Annotated in this window: 16 protein-coding genes; 5 read left to right on the plus strand and 11 right to left on the minus strand. The window is 43.7% G+C overall.

What is annotated here, in order from left to right:
* Position 1: 1 nt before the first annotated feature.
* Positions 2-946, plus strand: coding sequence for an ABC transporter permease (locus L3V25_RS04895; protein WP_237294380.1), 945 nt, complete (start codon positions 2-4; stop codon positions 944-946).
* A 124-nt stretch (positions 947-1,070) separates the two neighbouring features.
* Positions 1,071-2,051, plus strand: a complete 981-nt coding sequence (locus L3V25_RS04900) for a Gfo/Idh/MocA family oxidoreductase (RefSeq protein WP_237294381.1) — start codon at positions 1,071-1,073, stop codon at positions 2,049-2,051.
* A 132-nt stretch (positions 2,052-2,183) separates the two neighbouring features.
* Here the strand turns inward: L3V25_RS04900 and L3V25_RS04905 are convergent, their stop codons facing one another.
* The 6 genes from L3V25_RS04905 to L3V25_RS04930 all read right to left on the minus strand — a co-directional run bounded on the left by L3V25_RS04905 (position 2,184) and on the right by L3V25_RS04930 (position 8,849).
* Positions 2,184-3,320 carry an outer membrane beta-barrel protein gene (locus tag L3V25_RS04905; protein ID WP_237294382.1) on the minus strand — a complete coding sequence of 379 codons (1,137 nt, stop codon included), beginning with the start codon at positions 3,318-3,320 and terminating at the stop codon, positions 2,184-2,186.
* Between the two features lie 284 nt (positions 3,321-3,604).
* A complete protein-coding gene (locus L3V25_RS04910; protein ID WP_237294383.1) occupies positions 3,605-4,246 on the minus strand; it encodes an outer membrane beta-barrel protein in 642 nt (213 codons plus the stop codon).
* Between the two features lie 63 nt (positions 4,247-4,309).
* Positions 4,310-5,461 carry a hypothetical protein gene (locus L3V25_RS04915; RefSeq protein ID WP_237294384.1) on the minus strand — a complete coding sequence of 384 codons (1,152 nt, stop codon included), beginning with the start codon at positions 5,459-5,461 and terminating at the stop codon, positions 4,310-4,312.
* A gap of 316 nt (positions 5,462-5,777) precedes the next feature.
* Entirely contained in the window at positions 5,778-6,401 is a 624-nt protein-coding gene (locus L3V25_RS04920; RefSeq protein WP_237294385.1) for an AcfA family outer membrane beta-barrel protein, read from the minus strand.
* A gap of 170 nt (positions 6,402-6,571) precedes the next feature.
* Positions 6,572-7,927 carry a glutathione-disulfide reductase gene (gene gorA / locus L3V25_RS04925; RefSeq protein ID WP_237294386.1) on the minus strand — a complete coding sequence of 452 codons (1,356 nt, stop codon included), beginning with the start codon at positions 7,925-7,927 and terminating at the stop codon, positions 6,572-6,574.
* 85 nt (positions 7,928-8,012) lie between these two features.
* The gene (locus tag L3V25_RS04930) at positions 8,013-8,849 is read right to left on the minus strand and encodes a 23S rRNA (adenine(2030)-N(6))-methyltransferase RlmJ (protein WP_237294387.1); all 837 of its coding nucleotides are present in this window, start codon (positions 8,847-8,849) and stop codon (positions 8,013-8,015) included.
* 192 nt (positions 8,850-9,041) lie between these two features.
* On the opposite strand from L3V25_RS04930, the gene prlC reads away from it, so the two are divergent.
* On the plus strand, positions 9,042-11,096 hold the full coding sequence (gene prlC / locus L3V25_RS04935) for an oligopeptidase A (protein ID WP_237294388.1): 2,055 nt from the start codon (positions 9,042-9,044) through the stop codon (positions 11,094-11,096).
* Between the two features lie 160 nt (positions 11,097-11,256).
* Here the strand turns inward: prlC and L3V25_RS04940 are convergent, their stop codons facing one another.
* Positions 11,257-12,144 carry an ArgP/LysG family DNA-binding transcriptional regulator gene (locus tag L3V25_RS04940; protein ID WP_237294389.1) on the minus strand — a complete coding sequence of 296 codons (888 nt, stop codon included), beginning with the start codon at positions 12,142-12,144 and terminating at the stop codon, positions 11,257-11,259.
* A gap of 125 nt (positions 12,145-12,269) precedes the next feature.
* On the opposite strand from L3V25_RS04940, the gene L3V25_RS04945 reads away from it, so the two are divergent.
* The gene (locus L3V25_RS04945) at positions 12,270-12,893 is read left to right on the plus strand and encodes a LysE/ArgO family amino acid transporter (RefSeq protein WP_237294390.1); all 624 of its coding nucleotides are present in this window, start codon (positions 12,270-12,272) and stop codon (positions 12,891-12,893) included.
* 389 nt (positions 12,894-13,282) lie between these two features.
* Here the strand turns inward: L3V25_RS04945 and L3V25_RS04950 are convergent, their stop codons facing one another.
* Together L3V25_RS04950 and L3V25_RS04955 are read right to left on the minus strand one after the other, a co-directional pair.
* Positions 13,283-14,896 carry an isocitrate lyase gene (locus tag L3V25_RS04950; RefSeq protein ID WP_237294391.1) on the minus strand — a complete coding sequence of 538 codons (1,614 nt, stop codon included), beginning with the start codon at positions 14,894-14,896 and terminating at the stop codon, positions 13,283-13,285.
* A gap of 164 nt (positions 14,897-15,060) precedes the next feature.
* Positions 15,061-17,229 (minus strand): malate synthase G, encoded by a 2,169-nt coding sequence (locus L3V25_RS04955; protein ID WP_237294958.1) that lies wholly within the window; start codon positions 17,227-17,229, stop codon positions 15,061-15,063.
* A gap of 260 nt (positions 17,230-17,489) precedes the next feature.
* On the opposite strand from L3V25_RS04955, the gene L3V25_RS04960 reads away from it, so the two are divergent.
* Positions 17,490-19,043 carry a DUF3612 domain-containing protein gene (locus tag L3V25_RS04960; RefSeq protein ID WP_237294392.1) on the plus strand — a complete coding sequence of 518 codons (1,554 nt, stop codon included), beginning with the start codon at positions 17,490-17,492 and terminating at the stop codon, positions 19,041-19,043.
* A gap of 364 nt (positions 19,044-19,407) precedes the next feature.
* On the opposite strand, the gene L3V25_RS04965 is transcribed toward L3V25_RS04960, so the two are convergent.
* Positions 19,408-21,273 carry a PhoX family phosphatase gene (locus L3V25_RS04965; RefSeq protein WP_237294393.1) on the minus strand — a complete coding sequence of 622 codons (1,866 nt, stop codon included), beginning with the start codon at positions 21,271-21,273 and terminating at the stop codon, positions 19,408-19,410.
* Between the two features lie 140 nt (positions 21,274-21,413).
* Positions 21,414-21,878: a transcriptional regulator AsnC gene (gene asnC / locus L3V25_RS04970; RefSeq protein WP_089125020.1), complete on the minus strand. Its 465-nt coding sequence runs from the start codon at positions 21,876-21,878 to the stop codon at positions 21,414-21,416.
* Positions 21,879-22,053 lie beyond the last annotated feature (175 nt).

Here is a 22,053-nt window from a genome sequence, read left to right on the forward strand (position 1 = left end):
TATGAATCAGCAAACTTCATCTGTTGTTCCTACTCGTTGGGAACGTTTCAAACAATCAGATATCTTGTATTACTTCCTACGTGACAAAGTAGCGATGGTCAGCTTTGCGGTATTTATGGCATTTTTTGTGGCCGCTATTTTATCGCCGTTGATCGCGCCAACTGACCCGTATGATTTAACCTCGATTGATATTATGAACTCTGAACTGCCGCCGTCTTGGATGGCAGAAGGTGACCCAGCATTTTGGTTGGGTACTGATGACCAAGGGCGTGATATTTTCTCAACCATTTTATATGGCTCACGTTTGTCATTAATGATTGGCTTTTGTGCGGTAGCGGTGCAGCTGTTTTTGGGCATCATTATTGGTTTGTCAGCTGGTTACTTCGGTGGTCGAATTGATAGCTTCTTAATGCGTTTTGCTGATATCCAATTATCTTTCTCGACGATGATGGTAGCGATCATTGTTTCGGCGATTTTCAAAGCCAGCTTCGGTGGGGAATTTTATGGTCAGTATGCCGTGTTAATGCTGATTGTGATTATCGGTGTCGCGGAATGGCCACAATACGCACGTACAGTTCGTGCATCCGTATTAGCAGAGAAGAAGAAAGAGTATGTGGAAGCGGCGCGTGTGATGGGTTTCCGTTCACCTCGCATCATGTTCCGTCATATTCTACCGAACTGTTTATCGCCAATTTTGGTTATCTCAACGGTGCAAATTGCCAACGCGATCATGTCGGAAGCGGCGCTGTCTTTCCTTGGTTTAGGCTTGCCGGTTGACCAACCATCATTGGGCTCATTAATTAGCATTGGTTTTAACTACATTTTCTCTGGCTCTTGGTGGATCACTGCCTTCCCAGGAATTGTATTGGTAACCATAGTGTTAGTGATTAACTTGCTTGGCGACTGGTTGCGAGACGTGTTTAACCCTAAGCTATACAAGGGTTAAATATCCCTCGTACTTGGTGTTGCTCAAAGTAAAAGAGTTACTCAAGCGAGATAAATTTACGTATGATGAAAACCGTAGAGGAGTAACTTCTACGGTTTTTGTTTATTGGGAGTAAAGGAACACTATGCTACGTCTAGCCATTATCGGGACAAACTGGATCACTGAACGCTTTGTACAAGCCGCATTAGAAGTGAATGAATTTGAATTAACTGCCGTATATTCGCGCAACGAAGCGAGAGCGGCAGAGTTTGCTGCGCCGTTTAACGCCCAAGCGCAGTGTTTTACCGATTTACAGACCATGGCGCAAAGTGATGCGTTTGATGCGGTCTACATTGCTAGTCCGAACTCTCTGCACTATGAACAAAGCGTGCTGATGCTAGAAAATGGTAAGCATGTGATTTGTGAAAAGCCTATCGCCTCGAATATCACTCAAGCTGAGCATATGTACCAAGTGGCTCAGCAAAATGGTGTGGTGCTGTTTGAAGCATTTAAAACGGAATACCTACCTAACTTCCAGCTCATTAATCAGAACCTTGAGAAGCTCGGTAAACTGCACAAAGTATTTATCAACTATTGTCAGTATTCATCTCGTTATCAGCGTTATTTGGATGGTGAAAACCCGAACACTTTCAATCCGGCCTTCTCAAACGGCTCAATTATGGATATCGGTTTCTACTGTGTCTCTAGTGCGGTAGCGCTATTTGGCGAGCCTGAAACGATTAAAGCGAGCGCTCACTTACTTGACTCTGGCGTTGATGCTCACGGTACGGTGATTTTGAGCTACAAAGAACATGATGTAGTGATTTCCCACTCTAAAGTTTCAGATTCGAATATCCCAAGTGAGATCCAAGGAGAGTCTGGTTCAATGATTATTGAACACATTTCGGAATGCGATCATATTGTGTTGAAATTGCGTGGCGAAGACGCAGTGACGCTAACCGTCCCTCAAGTGGAAAACACCATGACTTATGAAGCGACCATTTTTGCTGAGCAAATCAAGCAAGGTAAATTGTGTGAAAAAGCTAAAGCGAGAGCGTTGGGCGTGTCGCGCATCAGCACTGAAGTGAGAAAGCAAGTTGGCGTAGTATTCCCTGCGGATAAGTAATACATTTTGGACTAAGAATAAACAAAGCCCCAGTTAATGCTGATTAACTGGGGCTTTGTTGTTTTGAGGTGTAAGTTTTGAATAGTAAATTTTGGAGCGGAAGTTCGGAAGTAAAGGCTTAGAAGTCGAAGACTAGAAACGACCATTAACCATTAAAATTAATTGGCGGCGATCACCAATTATCCCTGTGTATTCCATAGCGGCAGACAAATGTTTATTGACGTTAACGTTAAAACCTACAATGCCACCCCATTTATCGGTGTTTTCCTGGTGAACTTCAAAAGCAATCGTATGAGGCGCATCAAAATCTTGGCTTGCCTCCATCGTCTCCAAGTTAAACCCACCTTTAAGAGTCTGGTTGATATCCATATAACTTGCGCCAGTATAGAGGTTTAAATCGATCCCATGGTTTAAGTCGAAAGTGTAACCCACACGAGGTTGAATATTAATTGTACCGCCAGAAACTTTGGTTTTTTCCATATTGGTTTGGGTGTAAACAATTGGCATAGTGTAGAACCAATCACCACTGGCACCGGCTAACATCGCACCTAGGCTGTAGTTATAACCTTCAATTTCTGCCTCGGCACTTAAAGTCCAAGGGTCACCACCGAATATATCGGGAGGCGTATCTGGAAGTAGTGCGCTGCCCGCTTTACATTTACGAGGATTTTTCGCGCAGTAGGCTTGTATTCCATCATTAATCGCATTGGTCACCGGATCGCTAGTCACCACACTACCTTTCGGCATGCTCATATTAATATCAATGGTGCCTTTAATTTTCCCAACCGTAGCAAACACATTTAAGAATGGAAGAACCCAAGCATCGAGTTTAAGTTGTGGGGTATTGGTTTTACTACGGAAGTTATCGAAAGAAAGAAAATCGATATCGACATTCGCTGGGCCGCCATAACCGACTTTCATGTTACTAATGGTTTGATCTTGTTCTATGTGACTATAAAGAAAGCTGATACCAAAAGGCAGAGGTAAATCATAACCATTATAAATCGCTACTTGGCCACCAATAGGCAAGATACGATCCCAAACTTTATCGCTATTGGCCGGGCGATTAGGGCCATTAGAGATCGCTGGTGGTTGATTACTCGTTGCTCTAGGAAGTGACGGTTGCGAGCTTTGTGGGACAGTTTGTACCTCACCTATCTTGCTGGTAGAGGCATAAGCAAAAGACAATAAGGCACTCGCACTATAAATAAGAATACTGCTTATGGTTTTAACTAAATGGGGATTCCAAGAATAAAGCGAGAGAGACATAGAATAAGGTCCATTTATTGCTATCGAGATATTGATGTAAAGATTAGTCTGCGTTGATAATTAGCCACATCAATATGTATAAGGTTTGCGCTGGTAATGGTAATGGATATTCACATAGATTACACATAAATTTGCTAATACGGAGTAACTTTATACTCAAGATCCTTAAAGGTTCAGCAAAAGCAGATTTTATTCTTATTGAAACTCGAATATTGAGGTTACTTAGATAGCTTAGCTTATTTTTGGATGAGGGGAGGTTTGGTCGTGACGAATGGACGGTCCGATCAATTTGAAACACGAATATAAAAGCCAATATGGCCATCGTGGTCTTCATAACTGGCTCTGCCGCCTAGAGCAATGTTTTCAGTGAAGTAGTAGTTCATTTCAGCAGAGGTTTGGAAATAGGTACGGTCATAGGCATATTTAGCGCCAATGTCGGCACCAAGGTCAATGTTGCGAGTCAGGCTATAACGTAAGCCAGTTAAGCCTTTTACACCAACACTGTGATCATCGTAATCAATGCCGATAATTTCTTCTGCAGTCGAACTGGTTTCACGATCTTTGTACCAATCATAACCAAGTTCACCACCGACAACCCAATCGAGTGAAGGGTTCAGCGGCATACGATACAAGGCACCAAATGCGACATCACTTTGGCTAAATTTGGAATCGTAGGCATTTTCACCGGTTGGAAAGTCGCCATCATTGAGAAAGTAGTTTTGATAGTGGCCAGTAAAGATCCAGCTCTCATTGATCATATAACTGCCGCCTAGCTTGATATCCAAGCCATCCGTTTGCCAACCGGCACCAATCTGCAAATTATTATAATTATACGGTGAGTCGTAGGCGCGATAATCTGGATTGGTTAAGCTCGTTATCGGCGTTCCTGTCCAATATGAGAGCATCGAAAAAAGCAAAATGAACATAGTGAGAGTCTGTCCCTAGAGAGAATATTTAAATTTTACGCTAATGCTTAATATAAAGACTAGTTAAAAACGAGTATTAAACATAAATAAAAATTGCTTACGATCGCCGCCTAAACCAGTGTATTCCAGATCGGCCGATAAGTATTGATTAACATCTAGAGCTAAACCAATAATGCCTGCCCACGGCTTTTGATTTTCCTGATGTACGCTAAATGGCAAGCTGTTATCGGCATTGATATCATCAATCGCTTGTCGTTTATCTAGGCTAAAACTACCGAAAATATCTTGGCTGGTTTTCATATAGCCAGCACCAGTATAAAGACTTAATTTAGTCCCGTAGTCTAAATCAAAACCGTAGCCAACCCGGGGTTGAATATTAATAGTACTGCCATCGACGGTAGTCTTTTTCATGCGAGTTTGGGTGTAGCTCACTGGCATAGTGTAAAACCAACGGCCAGATGCTCCGGCAATCAAGGCACCAAAAGTATAGGTGTAACCATCGAGTTCTGCGGTGGCATTAATCGGGTAATCGTGGCTAAAAGTATCGTATATTGTATCGCGTAATTTTTGACAAGCTGCTCCGGCAATTCCCGGTTTACAGGAGTTGAGGTGAGGACCAAGTTGATCGAGCAAACGCTTTCCACCTATCGTCATATCTAAATCCGCTTCACCTTTCAGTTTACCTATCGTGGCAAACACATTTAAGAACGGCAGTACCCAAGCATCCACTTTAACTTGCGGGGTTTTGGTATCGGTATAGAAGTTATCGAAGCGAAATAAATCGGGGTGAATATCTGCCATCGGAATAGATAGGTTACCGCCAAGAGAGTTAGCACCTACTTTGATGTTGCTGATATTTTGATGCTGTTGTACTTGGGTGTACAAAAAGCTAATCCCAAAAGGCAACGGCAAATCATAACCATTATAGATAGCTTGCTGACCACCAAAAGGTAGTACATGGTCCCAAACACGCTTGTTTTTCTCGGCAGCTGCCGATGGCTTATGCACATTACTCGATGACGTTTGAATAGTAGAAGAAAGAAGGGGGGCGTCATCCGTAGTGGGTTGATTGCTTGATTGATTTTCAGCCAGCATGACACTAGTGTTCGTTTGCAGAACTTCCGCGTAGGCTGGTGTAATACAGGTAAGTGCAGCACCAAGCATCGAGATAAGTCGAGGCATTGCTTTGGCGGCGGCAACAAAAATTGGTTTCATTTGATGATGTCTTTTTATTATATGTATAAATAGCGAAAAATATCGTTGTTATCCATACCAGATATCAGTGAGGAAAAGGGCTCACTGACAATGAATCATCCTAATGCATTGGTATTGCTATATTGAAACCTGGGGGTATCAGGTAATTTGAGTCAAGGTTGTCGATAATAGATGGCGTCTAAATTAACCTTACGACTATTGGTGTTATATTACACGCTTGGGCAGTAAGTGTCACTGTTGTGATGAGGTTCACAAGAATTATTGCAATGAGGGAGTGAAGCAGCAACCAGATGATTGCTGCTTTTTGATAAAGAATTTAGAAGTAGTATGCGGTCGTTAAGCTAAAGGTTGCTGCATTTGCATAGCTATCAATTTGGTATTTAGCATTAGCGCCGACAGTAAAGCCAGAAACGATTGCATATTCAATACCAATACTGGCGATGCCGCCAAACTCATTGCTAGAGCCTGACTCACCTTTAATGTGGCTATAGTTTTGATCTACATCTGTCGCAATCACTTCTTCTTCATAACTATAGCCAGATGAGTAGTCATATTGAGTGTATGAGACACCTGCACCTACTTTCATTGTCCATTTATCATTAAAGTTGTGGAAGTACATTGGCATTAAAGTAAATTGCTTAGCTTTAATATCGGCATCCCAATCTTGCTCTTTTTCTATACCGTTAGAGATAGTTTCACTACCTTTAGAGTCATCCATATCAAACTGACGGTAGCCAAGTTCTAATCCCCAGTTATCATTAAATTTGTAGCCAAGGTAGCCACCTAGTACAGCATCGTCTGATTCTGGATTTAATTGTTCACCATTTACCGTAGGCTCAAAATCGTGATCAGTATGCAACATGCCATACTCAAGACCAAGGTAAGGGTTAGCAAAAACTGGGGCAGCAAATAGAGCAGCAAGTGCAATAACTTTTTTCATTTTTATGTCTTCCTAGAAACTGTTTTTATAAAGGGGAATATCATTTGATGGCGCTAGAATAAGAAAGGCGGCGTGAAAGAAGTGTGAAGAAATGAAAAATAGAATAAAAAAGAGAAAAAAAGCCCCACTAAAAAGTGAGGCTGTTATTTAAGTTGCTGATAGTTATGGAACTATCTCATGGTAACAAATTCTTCCGAACCGGTTGGGTGGATCGCGACGACTGAATCAAAGTCTGCTTTGGTTGCGCCCATCTTCATTGCTACGGCAAAACCTTGGATCATTTCATCAACCGTGAAGCCAATGCCGTGTAGGCCAACGACTTTCTCATCGTCGCCTGCACAAACGAGTTTCATTTTGCATGGTTGACGGTGTGAGGTAACCGCGGTGTACATTGCAGTAAAGCCAGAGGTGTAAACTTTGACATTGTCTTCGCCGTATTGCGCTTTTGCATCTTGCTCGGTCAAACCAATGGTGCCGATTGGTGGGTGGCTAAATACTACGGTTGGTACTAGGTTGTAATCCATCTTAGCGTCGGTTTTACCGTTAAATAAACGTTCAGATAATTGACGACCGGCTTTAACGGCTACAGGCGTCAGTTCAATACCGCCTTCCATGATGTCACCCACACAGTAGATGCCTTTGACGTTGGTTTCTTGGTATTCATCCACTTTGATGTAACCGCGATCATTGGTCGCTACGCCAGTCACATCTAAGTTAATGGCATCGGTTGCCGGATGACGACCAATTGCCCAAATTAGAGTATCAACGTTTTGGCTTTCACCGTTTTCTAGGTGAAGAGTAATGCTACCGTCAGCTTCTTTTACCACTTCTTTCGGTACAGAGTTAGTGTGTAGCGTTGGGCCTTCGGTGTTCATCACTTCAACTAAAGTATCGACAATCATAGGATCGAAGCTACGTAGCGGTGATTCTTTACGAACAAATAGGTGAGTTTCCGTACCAAGTGCGCTCAGTACGCCAGCAATCTCAACTGCAATGTAACCTGCGCCTACCACGGCAACGCGTTTTGGCTGTTCGTTAATCTCGAAGAAACCGTTTGAATCAATACCGTGTTCAGCACCTGGAATATTTGGAATGGTTGGACGGCCACCGACTGCGATCAGAATATGATCGGCGGTGTATTGCTCGCCGTTAACTTCAACGGTTTTCTCATCAACAAACTTAGCGAAGCCACGGATAACATTGATTTTGTTATTACCTAATACGCGGTCGTAAGATTGGTGAATACGGCCAATGTAGGCTTGGCGGTTTTCTACCATTTTGGCCCAGTTAAAGCTTTTTAGCTCAACATCAAAGCCGTAATCTTTTGAGTACAGGTTAATCGCTTCCGCTACTTGTGCGCCGTGCCACATTACTTTCTTAGGTACACAACCTACGTTGACACAAGTGCCACCCAGATCTTGTGCTTCAATCAGTGCCACTTTTGCGCCGTACATGGCTGCTCGGTTAGCCGATGCAATACCGCCACTACCGCCACCAATACAAATGTAATCAAAATGCGTTGTCATTCTGTTCTCCGTAACCTGTTATGTCTGTCTTTATTTAATGAGGGTCGCAGATGGATTATGCAACCCTAGTTCAATTTATTGCTGCTTATTCTGGAACGATCCACTCAACTTTATGGTGGCCTGTGCTTGGCGCGATCGCCTGTTGTAGCATAGGCAAAATTTCGGTCATTTGGCTTTCGAGTTTCCACGGTGAATTAATCACTATCATGCCCGATGCCGTCATACCGCGCTCAAGACTATCAGCAGAAACGCCTAATTCAATTTGCAAAATATTACGAATATCGAGCTTTTTGAGATCGGCAATCATGTCATCAATCGTATGACGATAAACCACAGGATACCAAATGGCATAAATACCGGTCGCCCAGCGCTTATGGCTTTGTGCAATGGCTCTTACCACATCTTGATATTCGTGAGCTAATTCATAAGGCGGATCGATGAGCACTAAACCACGACGTTCTTTAGGTGGTAATGTTGCTTTTAAATGTTCAAAACCGTCTTTTTGATGAATGTTAACCTGACGATCACGATGAAATTCTTGTTCTAAAAGCGGGTGATCACTTGGGTGAAGTTCCGTTAATACCATGCGGTCTTGATTGCGTAAGTGAGCACGTGCTACGCGTGGAGAGCCCGGATAGTAACGCAGTTCATCACTGTCATTGAGTGCTTTGATTGCATCTAAGTAACTCGTCACTTCTTCAGGTAAATCTTGTCCCCAAATGCGTGCGATACCTTGTTTGTATTCACCGGTTTTTTCTGACCATTCGTGAGTTAAGTCGTAGCGGCCGACACCAGCATGCGTATCATGGTAAACGAACGGCTTATCTTTTTGCTTTAAAGCATTCAAAATTAAGCTTTGTACTATGTGTTTTACCACATCGGCATGGTTGCCAGCGTGAAAACTATGGCGATAACTCAGCATGGTTTATCTCTTGAAATTGGGTCAATATTACCGTCTATGATACCGAATATTATTGAGCCTTGCCTGATAAAAGAAAGCCCAAAGCAGTTTTTACTTTCAGCGCCATTGAAATTTGCCTAGTTAGGCTACATTTATCTATCTATAAGTAGAAGCAAACCCAGTGACTCATTTCACTATACAAGGAAAGCATTCATGTCTAATCCGTTACTCTCGTTCGTCGAATCTAAAGATGGTTTACCCCCGTTTTCTCAAATTAAACCAGAACATGTCCAACCTGCTGTAGAGCAAGCGATTGCTGATTGCCGTGCCCAAGTTGAAAAAGTACTTGCTGGTGGTGAAAAGCCAACGTGGGATACCCTTTGTGAGCCACTAACAGAAACCGATGATCGTTTAAGTCGTCTTTGGTCACCAGTTAGTCATTTAAATTCGGTTCAAAACAGCGAAGAATTGCGTGAAGCTTATGAAGCCTGTTTACCATTACTGTCTGAGTACGGCACTTGGGTTGGTCAACATAAAGGACTGTACGAAGCGTATAAAGCACTTAAAGCCAGTGATGAATTTGCTAGCCTCAATACCGCGCAACAAAAATCGATCACCGATGCATTAAAAGATTTTGAATTATCGGGTATTGGTTTACCTGCTAATGAACAAAAACGTTATGGCGAAATCAGCAAGCGTCTCTCTGAGCTTGGTTCTAAGTTCTCGAACAATGTGCTTGATGCGACTATGGGTTGGACGAAGCATATTACCGAGGAAGCGGAATTAGCCGGTATGCCAGAATCTGCAATGGCGGCAGCAAAAGCCAATGCAGAAGCGAAAGAGTTAGAGGGTTGGTTACTAACACTAGAAATGCCATCTTACATTCCTGTAATGACGTACTGTGACAACCAGGCATTGCGTCAAGAAATGTACGAAGCCTTTGTGACTCGTGCTTCTGATCGTGGTCCAAATGCCGGCAAGTGGGACAACACAGAAGTGATGGCGGAAGAATTAAAACTTCGTCATGAAATCGCGCGTCTGCTTGGTTTTAGCTCTTATGCTGAAAAATCTCTCGCCACCAAAATGGCAGAAACACCAGCGCAAGTCTTAGAGTTTCTTAATAACTTGGCGACCAAAGCGAAACCTCAAGGTGAGCGTGAAGTTGAAGAACTACGTCAATTTGCTGAGCAAGAATGTGGTGTCACTGAGCTAAACCTGTGGGACATTGCTTACTACAGCGAAAAGCAAAAACAAAAGCTGTTCCAAATTTCCGATGAAGAATTACGCCCATACTTCCCTGAATCAAAAGCGGTATCTGGCTTATTTGAAGTATTAAATCGCGTCTTCGGCATGACAGTGACTGAAAAAACGAGCGTTGATGTTTGGCATGAGTCGGTGCGTTTCTTTGAAATCACCGATAGCAAAGGTCAATTGCGCGGTAGCTTTTACTTAGATTTATACGCTCGCGAGCACAAACGTGGTGGCGCTTGGATGGATGAGTGTCGCGTACGTCGCACGCTGGCTGACGGTGCAACTCAATCACCAGTGGCTTACTTGACCTGTAACTTTAACAAGCCAGTCGGTGATAAACCTGCCTTGTTTACACATGATGAAGTCGTAACTTTGTTCCATGAATTTGGTCACGGTATTCACCACATGCTAACTCAAGTTGAAGTGGCTGCGGTATCAGGCATTAACGGCGTACCTTGGGATGCGGTTGAGCTACCAAGTCAGTTCCTAGAAAACTGGTGTTGGGAAGAAGAGGCACTCTCGTTCATTTCTGGTCATTACCAAACCGGTGAAGCGCTTCCAAAAGAAATGCTGGATAAAATGCTTGCAGCGAAGAACTTCCAATCGGCAATGTTTATCCTGCGTCAGTTAGAATTCGGTCTATTCGACTTTACGCTGCATTCACAATACGACCCAGAAGTTGGCGCTAAAGTGCTGGAAACGCTGGCGGATGTGAAATCTAAAGTAGCGGTATTACCAGGTTTAGAATGGAACCGTTTTTCACATGCCTTCAGCCATATTTTCGCTGGTGGTTATAGCGCGGGTTACTACAGCTACTTGTGGGCAGAACTGCTTTCAAGTGACGCTTACTCACGCTTTGAAGAAGAAGGGATCTTCAACAAAGAAACCGGACAAAGCTTCTTGAATAACATCCTAGAAATGGGCGGCAGTGAAGAGCCGATGGAGCTATTCAAACGCTTCCGTGGCCGTGAGCCGAAAATTGATGCGTTATTGCGTCATGCGGGGATAGAGGGCTAACTTCGGTTCTCGAATATCGGGCGCTTCGCTGCTCGTGACTTGAAAAAGATAGAAGCGATTTCATTAAATGGGATCGCTTCTATTGTTTTATTCTAGTGTGAGAGTGACATGCTTATTCGAGCAACGAGCAACGAGCAACGAGCAACGAGCAACGAAATATCTACCTAATCATCCCCTTGGTTTTCTCTCCTACCAATACATCCGACAACTTATTCAATACCGATCCCGTTTGATGCCAATAATGCCAGTACAAGGGCACCTCAATTCCTTCACGTTCGGGGAATATATCCACTAATTGCGCTGCAAAAGGTTGGGCTTGAATCACTGGCAACAATCCATAACCTTGACCATTTAAGATCATGTCGGCCAGCCCTTCGCTTGATGGACAAATATGGTAGGGGAATTGGGTAGGTAAGCCCCATTTTTGAAACTGCTGTTTTTGCAGCTTATCGTCTGCGCCAAAAATTACCGCTGGAGCAATCTGTAATATGTCAGCAAGATCTTGTTCCGATTGCGAAGTCTGGAAGTATCTTTTATTAAAATCGGGAGAACAATAGAAACGATATTCCATCGAACCTAAATACTCACAACGAATGCCAGATAAGGTTTTATTCGAACTGCATAAACAGCCCATGGCTAATCCTTCTTCGAGGTGCTTTAAGCCTTCGCTTTGATCTTCAATTAAAATATCAAACATTACATTATGTTGTTGATGGAAATCTTTGGTCGCTTTAAACCACCAAGTGGCAAGGCTATCAGCATTGATGACAATTTTGAGTGGGTGAGATACACCGTCTTCACCGAGTAGGTGGTGCAGTTCAAATTCGAGTTGCTTGACCTTCATGGCGTGATTAACCAGATTTTGCCCGGTTGGTGTGAGGGTTAAGTTCTTACCTCGTTGCACGAGAATGGCACCAACCCTTTGTTCTAGGTTAGTAATTCTTTGTGAAATGGCCGATTGACTAATATTGAGTTCTTGTGCCGCAGCTTCAAAACTTTTCAGCGCTGCAATTCTTTCCAGTGATTCTAATAACTTGTAGTCAAACATGCCCACGCCTTGCTTAAGTAATTCTTATGAAGCTTCAATTATTTTAATTTTAACTTAAGTATTTTGTAGCGCAATATTAGCGTACATCAAATGTGAGTGAACAATAATAACTAGGAATAGAAAACATGTTGAGTGTGGTACTAAAGGGCGCGTTTGTATCCGGTAGTCTCATTGTGGCGATTGGTAGTCAGAATGCCTTTTTGCTTAAATCTGGTTTGAAAAATAACTATGTAATGCTGGTGGCGACCTTATGTTTCTTAGGGGATGTATTGCTGATCAGTACTGGTGTGCTTGGGGTTGGCGCATTATTACAGCAAGCCCCTGTGATGACAGAAATCTTAACCTTGTGTGGTATCGCATTTTTATGTTGGTATGGTTTTTTATCCGCGAAATCAGCGTGGCGCGGGCAAAGTCATTTAGATATTGATAACTCGGAAGTCAGTCGCAACTGGGTCAAGGTGGCGTTAATGACCTTGGCGATGACGTTTTTAAATCCGCATGTTTATATCGACACCATTTTGGTGTTAGGTGGCATTACCTCATCATTAAACTTTGAAGAAAAACGTTGGTTCTTAGTTGGCGCGTTAACCGCCTCTGCGATTTGGTTTTATGGCGTGGCGTATATTGCCAAAAAGCTGATCCCATTTTTTGCTAACCCGAAAACCTGGCAGATTTTGGATACAGTGATTGCGGTGATTATGTTTTCGATTGCGGCGGGGTTGGTGAAGACTTTAGTTCCTAGTTCCTAGTTCCTAGTTCCTAGTTTCTAGGAGCGTGGCTCGGTGCTCGGGCACTACGTTGCTCGTAGCTCGAACGGCGGTGGAAGATAGTAATAAAAGTTGTCATCCCTGAAACGACGAAGGAGTTATCAGGGATCTATATTCAGCGCGCTGTGATTAGATTCCTGCTCTCGCTATGGCTCGGCGGGAATGACGGGAAAATGAAGAAGCTCAGGTTGCTTTGGATTTTAGTTTTTCGAGCCAAGAGCAATAACGCGGCCGAGATTCCGAGCTTCGAATAACGATAAAAAAGGCTTCCATACTCTCATGAATTGAGAAGTAGGAAGCCTTTTGATTAAGGGAACGAGTTAAATCTTTTTCAAGCCACGAGCAGCGTAGCGCCCGAGTCTCGAGCTACGTTACGAAAACTGATTCATCGTATTATTCTCTCCAGATGCTTTCAGAGCTTGGTCACCTGAGAAGTACTCTTTGTGATCATCACCGATGTTCGAGCCTGACATATCCTGATGTTTCACCGAAGCCAAACCTTGACGCAGTTCTTTACGCTGAACGCCTGCTACGTATGCCAACATGCCTTGCTCACCGAAGTAGTCTTTCGCCAAGTTATCGGTTGAAAGTGCTGCGGTGTGGTAAGTCGGTAGCGTAATCAAGTGGTGGAAAATACCCGCTTGCGCCGCCGCATCACGTTGGAAGCTTTGGATTTTGGCATCCGCTTCTAGTGCTAGTTCTGAACCGTCATACACTTGGCTCATTAACTGGTCACGATCGTAAGCCGATACATCTTGACCTGCTTCTGCCCACATATCGAATACTTGCTGACGGAAGTTAAGCGTCCAGTTGAACGATGGGCTGTTGTTGTACACCAACTTAGCATTTGGAATGACTTCACGGATACGATTTACCATACCAGCGATTTGACCAATATGCGGTTTTTCGGTCTCAATCCATAGTAGATCGGCGCCGTTTTGTAGCGAAGTAATGCAATCTAGCACTACGCGATCTTCACCTGTGTTTGGCTTAAAGCGAACTAGGCCATTTGGTAGTCGAGTCGGTTTAATTACCGCATTACCTTGTTTTAGTACCATATCACCTGAGTTCAATTCGCTTAGTGATTGGATCTCAATCCCATCAATGTAGGCATTGTACTGGTCGGCTAAATCGCCTTCGCTTTGTGATACTGGGATTTTTTGGGTAAGACCCGCACCTAGTGAATCTGTACGCGCTACAATCACACCATCTTCCACGCCAAGTTCTAGGAATGCGTAGCGAACTGCGTTAATTTTCGCTAAAAAGTCTTCATGTGGCACCGTTACCTTACCGTCTTGGTGACCACATTGTTTAGCATCTGACACCTGGTTTTCGATTTGAATACAACATGCACCTGCTTCAATCATTTTCTTCGCCAGTAGGTAGGTCGCTTCTTCGTTACCAAAACCGGCATCGATATCGGCAATGATAGGCACTACATGAGTTTCAAAATTATCGATCTGCTTTTGTACCGCTTGTACTTTGATTTGATCGCCTGACGCTTGCGCCGCATCAAGATCTTTAAATAGATGATTTAGCTCACGCGCATCCGCTTGTTTTAAGAAGGTGTACAGCTCTTCAATCAGCATTGGCACTGAGGTTTTCTCGTGCATGGATTGGTCGGGTAGTGGACCAAACTCAGAACGCATTGCGGCTACCATCCAACCTGAAAGGTATAAGTAACGGCCACGAGTCGTTTCAAAATGCTTCTTAATTGAAATCATTTTTTGTTGGCCGATAAAGCCATGCCAGCAACCTAGAGACTGCGTGTAATTGGCAGAGTTTTGGTCATAAGCATCCATATCTTCACGCATAATTTTTGCCGTAAAGCGTGCAATATCAAGCCCAGTGCGGAAGCGGTTTTGTAAGCGCATACGAGCGACGTATTCTGGCGTGATAGCATTCCAGGTACTTTGGCTTTCAATGGTTTTTTGCGCTTCAGTTAGTTGGTGCTTATAGCTATTTGGGGTTGTTGTATTTGGCATAATGATTCCCTTCTATATTTTCGTTGCTAGAGCGCTTCGCTTCTCGTGTTTCGTCGCTCGGACGCTCTGCGTTTTTCGTTATTGGATTTGGTATGTTTTTATCGTTTTAGGTGCGCTGCACTTCGATAAACGAGCAGCGTAGCGCCCTAGATTCGAGATTCGTTTTAGCTTTTTGCCCAAACTCGATACTGATGCAACAGCGGTTCGGTATACCCACTCGGTTGATTACGGCCTTGGAAAATCAACTCTCTTGCGGCTTGAAATGCTAGGCTTTGCTCAACATTTGGCAGCATAGGTTGATAACCTTCTGAGCCTTCGTTTTGTGCATCAACTACCTGAGCCATTTTGTGCATGCTGTCCATCACTTGCTCCGGGCGGCAAACTTTGTGCAATAACCAGTTAGCAATGTGTTGGCTGGAAATACGCAAAGTGGCGCGGTCTTCCATCAGCTCGATGTTATTAATATCGGGCACTTTTGAGCAGCCAATACCCATCTCAACCCAGCGAACTACGTAGCCTAAGATGCCTTGAATATTGTTATCGAGTTCCGCTTCAATTTGTTGTTGAGAAAGCGTTTCTTCTAGTAATTCAAGGGTTAATAAATCCGCTTGGTTAGTCGGAGTGCGCTCAGCAATCATTTGTTGCTCGGCAAACACGTCTACTTGGTGATAATGCAAAGCGTGCAATGTGGCCGCGGTCGGCGAAGGTACCCAAGCGGTATTAGCGCCCGATTTCGGATGAGCCACTTTAGCCGCCATCATGGCTTTCATTTCTTCTGGCATTGCCCACATGCCTTTGCCAATCTGCGCTTTACCAGTAAAACCACACGCTAGACCCACTTCGACATTGTTGTTTTCATAAGCTTGAATCCAGGTTTGCTGTTTAATATCGGCTTTCGGTTTAAAAGCGCCGGCTTGCATGCTGGTATGAATTTCATCGCCAGTGCGGTCTAAAAATCCGGTGTTGATGAATACCACGCGTGATTGTGCGGCGCGGATACACTCTTTTAAATTAACGGTAGTGCGACGTTCTTCATCCATAATCCCCATTTTGATGGTATTTGGCGCAAGACCGAGCATGTTCTCTACACGTTCGAATAGCTCATTGCTGAACGCCACTTCTTCTGGACCATGCATTTTCGGTTTAACAATATAAATGCTGCCAGTACGACTATTGGTGACGCGACATGCTTGTGGGTTCTTAATTTCAATCGCGGCAATAAGTGCTGTGATCACCGCATCAATTAAGCCTTCCGGCATATTTTTACCTTGCGAGGTTTGCACCAAATCACTGGTCATTAGGTGACCAACGTTACGAACCAATAGTAATGAACGACCATGCAAGTTGTAGTCATCACCATTTTTATGGGTGTAACTACGGTCGCAGTTCAGGCGGCGGATCTGGGTTTGATTGCCTTTGCTGATCGTGGCGGTTAGGTTGCCAGTGATCAGGCCAAACCAATTTTGATAGGCTTCAAGTTTGTCTTGGCTATCGACCGCGGCAACGGAGTCTTCAAAATCCATGATGGTCGAAAGCGCCGATTCCACTTGAATATCATCTAGGCCGGCAATGTCATGCTTACCAATTGCGCCTTTGCGGTTAATGATTAACTCAATGTGCAAACCGTGGTTTTTCAACACGATAGAAGTCGGCTCTACATCTGGGTTACTAGAGGCAACGAACTGACAAGGCTGAGCTAAACCCGATTGACTACCATCAGGGAACGTCGCTAATAAGTGATGGAAATACACCGAATAGCTTTGAACATCGTGATGTGAGCCTTGTTTTAGTGGGAAGTTGTCATCTAAAAAGGTTTTAGCGAAATCAATCACATGTTTGCCACGAGCTGGGTTGTATTTCTTACCCGCTTTTAAGCCTTCCGATTGAGTAATGATGTCGCTGCCGTACGCTGCATCGTAAAGACTACCCCAGCGAGCATTGGCGGCATTAAGTGCAAAGCGAGCATTCTTAATCGGTACGACAAGTTGCGGCCCCGCGAGTGTGGCAATTTCTTGATCAACATTTTGGGTGCTGATTTGAAAGTCGTCGCCTTGTTCCACTAGGTAACCAATTTGCTGTAAAAATGCCTGATATTCGCCTTGATTAAATTGAGGGTGACTTTTGTGCCAGTCATCAATTTGAGTTTGTAGGCGAGTACGAGTTTCTAGCAATGCTTGATTCTTCGGCGCAAGATCATTGAGAAGTTGGCTGAAATTAGCCCAAAATTGCTGCTGATCGAGACCGGTTAGTGGCAATACTTGTTGATTGACGAATTGAACTAGCTCGGCATTGAATTGGTGTTGAGTGGCTAATGTTGTCTGTGTGCTGGTCATTGGACCATCGATAGTATGTGCTAAGTTCATATTCATTCCCTCATGTTGCGACTCGTTTTGTAGCAGTGGCGATGATTTGATATTGGCTTTTTGACTATTTGTTTTTTGAGTCACCGTTTATTCTTAATAAGTGACCGCTGTCTTAAAGTTGAACATCAAATGCTGCTTTTTCATCCTGTGACTAAAAGAATAGCGATAAACTGACTAAAATTTCACAAAGAAAATTACACAGTGTAAATTTTACAAATACGAGGTCAGGGATGAAGGCATCAAGTTCGTTAAATAGACAGTCACACTTTCTCGGCACCAAAGTTCGTAACCTACGGAAACGTAACGGTTTAACCTTGGAAGATTTATCATCACGTTGCATTAAAATTGATCCTGAAGATGCGCCTTCGGTGTCATACCTTTCGATGATTGAACGAGGCAAGCGAGTACCAAGTGAAGCCATGTTGGATGTGATCGCGCAAGTATTTCAAAAGCCGTTACAGTGGTTTTTGGATGATGCCAGTGAAGAGCAAGAAATTACTCCAGAAAAGGGCAGCCGTGGTGGCATTAATGGCATGGTGCTTGAACCAAGCTTCTTGTTTTCTAATGATATTTTACAAATTGCCATTCCAGAAATGCTGTCGCAAACCGGCACTACTGGGCATCAATTTGCGCACCTGTTGATTCGAGCTCACCAAGAACATCATCAAAACCATTTTCCAGATTTAGAAAAGGCGGCAGAAAAAGTCGGACAAAAACGCATGCCGTTGTCGGTCGAAGATTTATTAGATATCTGTCAAGAGGTTGGAGTAAAGATCAAATGGTTTGATGAGCCATCGCAAGATGTGGAGGACACTCATGGGGTGAAGTCCAAGCATATTGTGCGTTCTTACGCGGAAGCGCCGGGTGTGATCCGAATTAACCGCGCACTGAAAGCTACGCCAGAAAAACTTAAATACGATTTAGCGGTACACATCGGCCATAAAGTGTTGCACAACAGTGATGGTGAAAAGCATGTGATTGCCTCGGATAATCGTAATTTATCTACCTTAATGCCGGATCAAACACGAGATGTGAATAACCTCGATTCCAAGCATATTCTGCAAGCGTGGCGAGATTTTGAATGTTCCTTTTTTGCCGGTGCGTTGCTGTGTCCGAAAGTGCCATTTCGTCAGTTGCTCGACCGTCATGGTTATGAGATCAGCGTGAGTAAATTAATCGGTGTGTCAGAGTCGGTGGTGATGCGTCGTATGACCGCGGTTTCACCGTATCCTCATTGGCATTATTTCGATGCTTATAATCCGGGTAAGTTGAAAGCGGTTTATCGCGGCAATGGTATTCCTCTACCTTGGGGCAATATGCGAATGGTAGAAGATCCGTGTCAGCATTGGTCGGTTTTCCGCATGATAGGCATTCCGGGTAACACGCCAGTGGCGCAAATTTCGGTGCTGAATCAAGATGGCGTGCCGCATATTTATTGTTGTGAGTCGGTTAAAGTTAAAGACATGGCGGGCAATTATCATGTGTTGTGTTCGGGGGTCGATTTAAACCCAGCGCTAGAAGCACAAGGGGAAGATGCAGTTGCCATCGCCACTGCTTTGCAAAAAGAATGTGTGCGTAAAGGCGGGCAATGTGAGATCCCTTATCAAATTAAACAACAACTACTCACCGTAGCGCGGATCTTAAATATCAATTGGATTGAACGCGGCATTGAAAATCAAGCGAGGGTGATTTGTTCGCGCGGTGGAATGTGCCCAAGGCAGCCGAGGTGTTATAAAGATAAAGCCGAAACTCGTAGCTCGAATGCTAGAGTCTCGACTTTGTAATGATAGCTAAATCGATCCTCTCGAGTTACGAGTATTCGAGAGACGAGAAACGTATATGTTCCTAGTTTCTAGGTGCTGGATTAAGGTTGACTAGGTGTTACAAAGATAAAGCCGAAACTCGTAGCTCGAATGCTAGAGTCTCGACTTTGTAATGATAGCTAAATCGACCCTCTCGAGTTACGAGCACTCGAGAGACGAGAAGCGTGTATGTCCCTAGTTCCTAGTTTCTAGGTGGTGGATTAAGGTTGACTAGGTGTTACAAAGATAAAGCCGAAACTCGTAGCTCGAATGCTAGAGTCTCGACTTTGTGATGATAGCTAAAGCGACCCTCTCGAGTTACGAGCACTCGAGAGACGAGAAACGCTTACGCTCCTATCACCCCGCCATCTTCACGAGTAATTTTCACTACCGTAGAACGTGGAATGCCATCAACTGCTGAATAAGAACCGGTTGGATGTTGCACGCCGATAAACATAGTTCGGTAGTCTGGGCTGAAGGTGAGGCCGGTAATTTCACAACCGGTTGGGCCGGTTAAGAAACGTTTGATTTCACCGGTATTTGGATCGCCGCACAACATTTGGTTGTTGCCCATGCCTTCGAAATTACCTGCGTTTGAGTAGTTGCCATCGGTTTGAATCCATAGGCGACCATCTTTATCAAAGCCTACACCATCAGGGCTGTTGAACATGTTTTCAGGGGTAACATTGTCGCTACCTGAACGAGGATCATCACTGGCATAAATTTCTGGGTTACCTGCTAACACATAGATATCCCAGAAGAATTGGTCGGAATCGTGTTTGCCATTTTTCGGCTGCCAACGAATGATGTGACCATAAATATTATCTTCACGCGGGTTGGCAGGATTGGCCGGTTGGCTTGAACTTCCACGCTGGGAGTTATTGGTGAGGGTACAAAATACTTGTTCATTATCAGGATGAACTGCAACCCATTCAGGGCGATCCATTGTAGTCGCACCGACTTGAGTGGCGGCTTTACGTGCAAAAATAAGTACATCCGCTTGGCTATTAAAACCATTTTCTGGGGTTAGGCCATTTTTGCCAAAGGTCAGTTCAAGCCATTCACCTTTACCATGCATATCACCATCGTTGGCGTTAAATTTCGCCACATACAAAGTACCTTCATCCAGAATATCTCGGTTGTCTTCCGGTTTGTGCGCTTTATATTTGCCTTTCGAAACAAATTTATAAATATGCTCGCCTCGTTCATCATCGCCTAGGTAGACAACGACACGACCATTTTTATCAATCGTTAACGCGGCATTTTCATGTTTGAATCGCCCTAATGCGGTGCGTTTTTTCGGTTTGGAATTTGGATTCATTGGGTCGATTTCAACTACCCAGCCATGACGATGGTTTTCGTTCGGTTCTTTTTCAATATCAAAGCGCTCATCAAATTGATGCCAATTAAACCAGCTATTGCCAGAATTAATGCCGTATCGCGCATCATCTTCTGGCACTTCAATTTCATTTTGACTACCAAAGAGACCATTAAAGTTTTCTTCACAGGTTAGGTAGGTTCCCCAAGGAGTCGCGCCATTAGCACAGTTGTTAAAAGTGCCGAGAACTTGTGTGCCAGTTGGATCTGCGTGGGTTTTTACTTTATCGCTTCCTGCCGCTGGGCCAGTTAATTCCATTTCGGTGTAAGAGGTGATGCGACGGTTTAAGCGGCCATCAACATTAACTTCCCAGCCTTGTTCTCCTTTGCGTAATTCAACAATAGAAACACCGATAGCCGCTTGAGAACGACGAACTTTTTCCGCGGTTAGGTTTTCGCCTTGGTCATCAAATAAAGTACGGTAACTGGTGTTTTCATTGTTGACCGCTAATACTGCACGATGTCGGCTAAGAGGTAGGAAAGTCATGCCATCATTGTTGTCGCCAAATTGCATTTCTTGATCGGCTGCTGAGTTTGATTGAGAAAATGCCGCAGCCGCAGGCTTGATAGCATCACCCCAAGCAATTAAATTTTCGGCGCGATAACCTCTAGGCACAATTACGCTATCTTGAGTTGAGGCTGCGACAGGAGAAAAGCCAAGTAACTCAGGTGCTTTTGGTGGGCGAACCATGGCATTCGCAATGGGAGAGGCGGCAAAAAATGCGGCTGAGCTGCCTGCTGCTGTCGTTTGTAGAAAACGGCGACGGCTCAATCCTTTCTCAATGATTTGTGAAAAATCGCTCATATCAGTTTTCGATGGGTGTTGCTTGCTCATAATTGACTTCCTATTGTTATTGTCAAAGATGAGCAGAGGTTAATGATGAAATGTAAAACTAATGTTGCAGAAAAGTGGCTGTCAAAATAATTTCATATTGAAAGGGCTAAACTGAAGTCGCCCGTTTTCATATTATTGGCTTACGGATTAACGTTTCGATTAATCGGATTTTGTAATGAAATCAAGGTTTCGGTGGACTGTACTTCATCAATCGCTTGTAGTTTATCAATCAATACATATTGCAGCTCTTCGATGTTTTTACACATCAATTTGACGAAAATATTGTAGGCACCGGTGGTGTAGTAGGCTTCGACCACTTCATCTAACGCGTTGAGCTTTTCAATGGCCGAGTGGTAATCCCGCGCCGCATTTAAATTAATACCAATGAAACAACACACGTCATAGCCTAGCTTTTTAGCATTCACCACCACTTCAGTGCCTTCAATGACTTTGGCGGCTCGCATTTTTTCCACTCGAACATGCACTGTCGCCGGACTAACATCAAAGCGCTTTGCCATTTCAGCATAAGGCGTTCGTGCGTCTGCCATTAAAATCTTCAAGATCGCTTTATCAAGTTCATCTAATCGAACATTCGGATCGGGCATGTGGATTCCTTAACTCACAGTATTAATCTGATTTTTTGCTTTGGCTTACGAATATAACAAACAAAACAGCAAAATAGTTGGTAAGGTTAATAACATAAGTCATTATTGTTAAAGCGAGTGATTGCTCGCTTTTTTATTTAGGTACTGAATCACTCGGTGCCAAATTCTTACCAAA

Source organism: Vibrio sp. CK2-1, assembly GCF_021726515.1.
GTDB lineage: Bacteria > Pseudomonadota > Gammaproteobacteria > Enterobacterales > Vibrionaceae > Vibrio.

Bases quoted from the DNA above. Each gene is read 5' to 3' on its own strand.
- L3V25_RS04915 (WP_237294384.1), bottom strand. From the start codon at position 5,461: ATGAAACCAATTTTTGTTGCCGCCGCCAAAGCAATGCCTCGACTTATC.
- L3V25_RS04920 (WP_237294385.1), bottom strand. From the start codon at position 6,401: ATGAAAAAAGTTATTGCACTTGCTGCTCTATTTGCTGCCCCAGTTTTT.
- L3V25_RS04910 (WP_237294383.1), bottom strand. From the start codon at position 4,246: ATGTTCATTTTGCTTTTTTCGATGCTCTCATATTGGACAGGAACGCCG.
- L3V25_RS04950 (WP_237294391.1), bottom strand. From the start codon at position 14,896: ATGCCAAATACAACAACCCCAAATAGCTATAAGCACCAACTAACTGAA.
- L3V25_RS04905 (WP_237294382.1), bottom strand. From the start codon at position 3,320: ATGTCTCTCTCGCTTTATTCTTGGAATCCCCATTTAGTTAAAACCATA.
- L3V25_RS04960 (WP_237294392.1), top strand. From the start codon at position 17,490: ATGAAGGCATCAAGTTCGTTAAATAGACAGTCACACTTTCTCGGCACC.
- L3V25_RS04930 (WP_237294387.1), bottom strand. From the start codon at position 8,849: ATGCTGAGTTATCGCCATAGTTTTCACGCTGGCAACCATGCCGATGTG.
- gorA (WP_237294386.1), bottom strand. From the start codon at position 7,927: ATGACAACGCATTTTGATTACATTTGTATTGGTGGCGGTAGTGGCGGT.
- L3V25_RS04900 (WP_237294381.1), top strand. From the start codon at position 1,071: ATGCTACGTCTAGCCATTATCGGGACAAACTGGATCACTGAACGCTTT.
- L3V25_RS04945 (WP_237294390.1), top strand. From the start codon at position 12,270: ATGTTGAGTGTGGTACTAAAGGGCGCGTTTGTATCCGGTAGTCTCATT.
- L3V25_RS04895 (WP_237294380.1), top strand. From the start codon at position 2: ATGAATCAGCAAACTTCATCTGTTGTTCCTACTCGTTGGGAACGTTTC.
- L3V25_RS04955 (WP_237294958.1), bottom strand. From the start codon at position 17,229: ATGACCAGCACACAGACAACATTAGCCACTCAACACCAATTCAATGCC.
- prlC (WP_237294388.1), top strand. From the start codon at position 9,042: ATGTCTAATCCGTTACTCTCGTTCGTCGAATCTAAAGATGGTTTACCC.
- L3V25_RS04965 (WP_237294393.1), bottom strand. From the start codon at position 21,273: ATGAGCAAGCAACACCCATCGAAAACTGATATGAGCGATTTTTCACAA.
- asnC (WP_089125020.1), bottom strand. From the start codon at position 21,878: ATGCCCGATCCGAATGTTCGATTAGATGAACTTGATAAAGCGATCTTG.
- L3V25_RS04940 (WP_237294389.1), bottom strand. From the start codon at position 12,144: ATGTTTGACTACAAGTTATTAGAATCACTGGAAAGAATTGCAGCGCTG.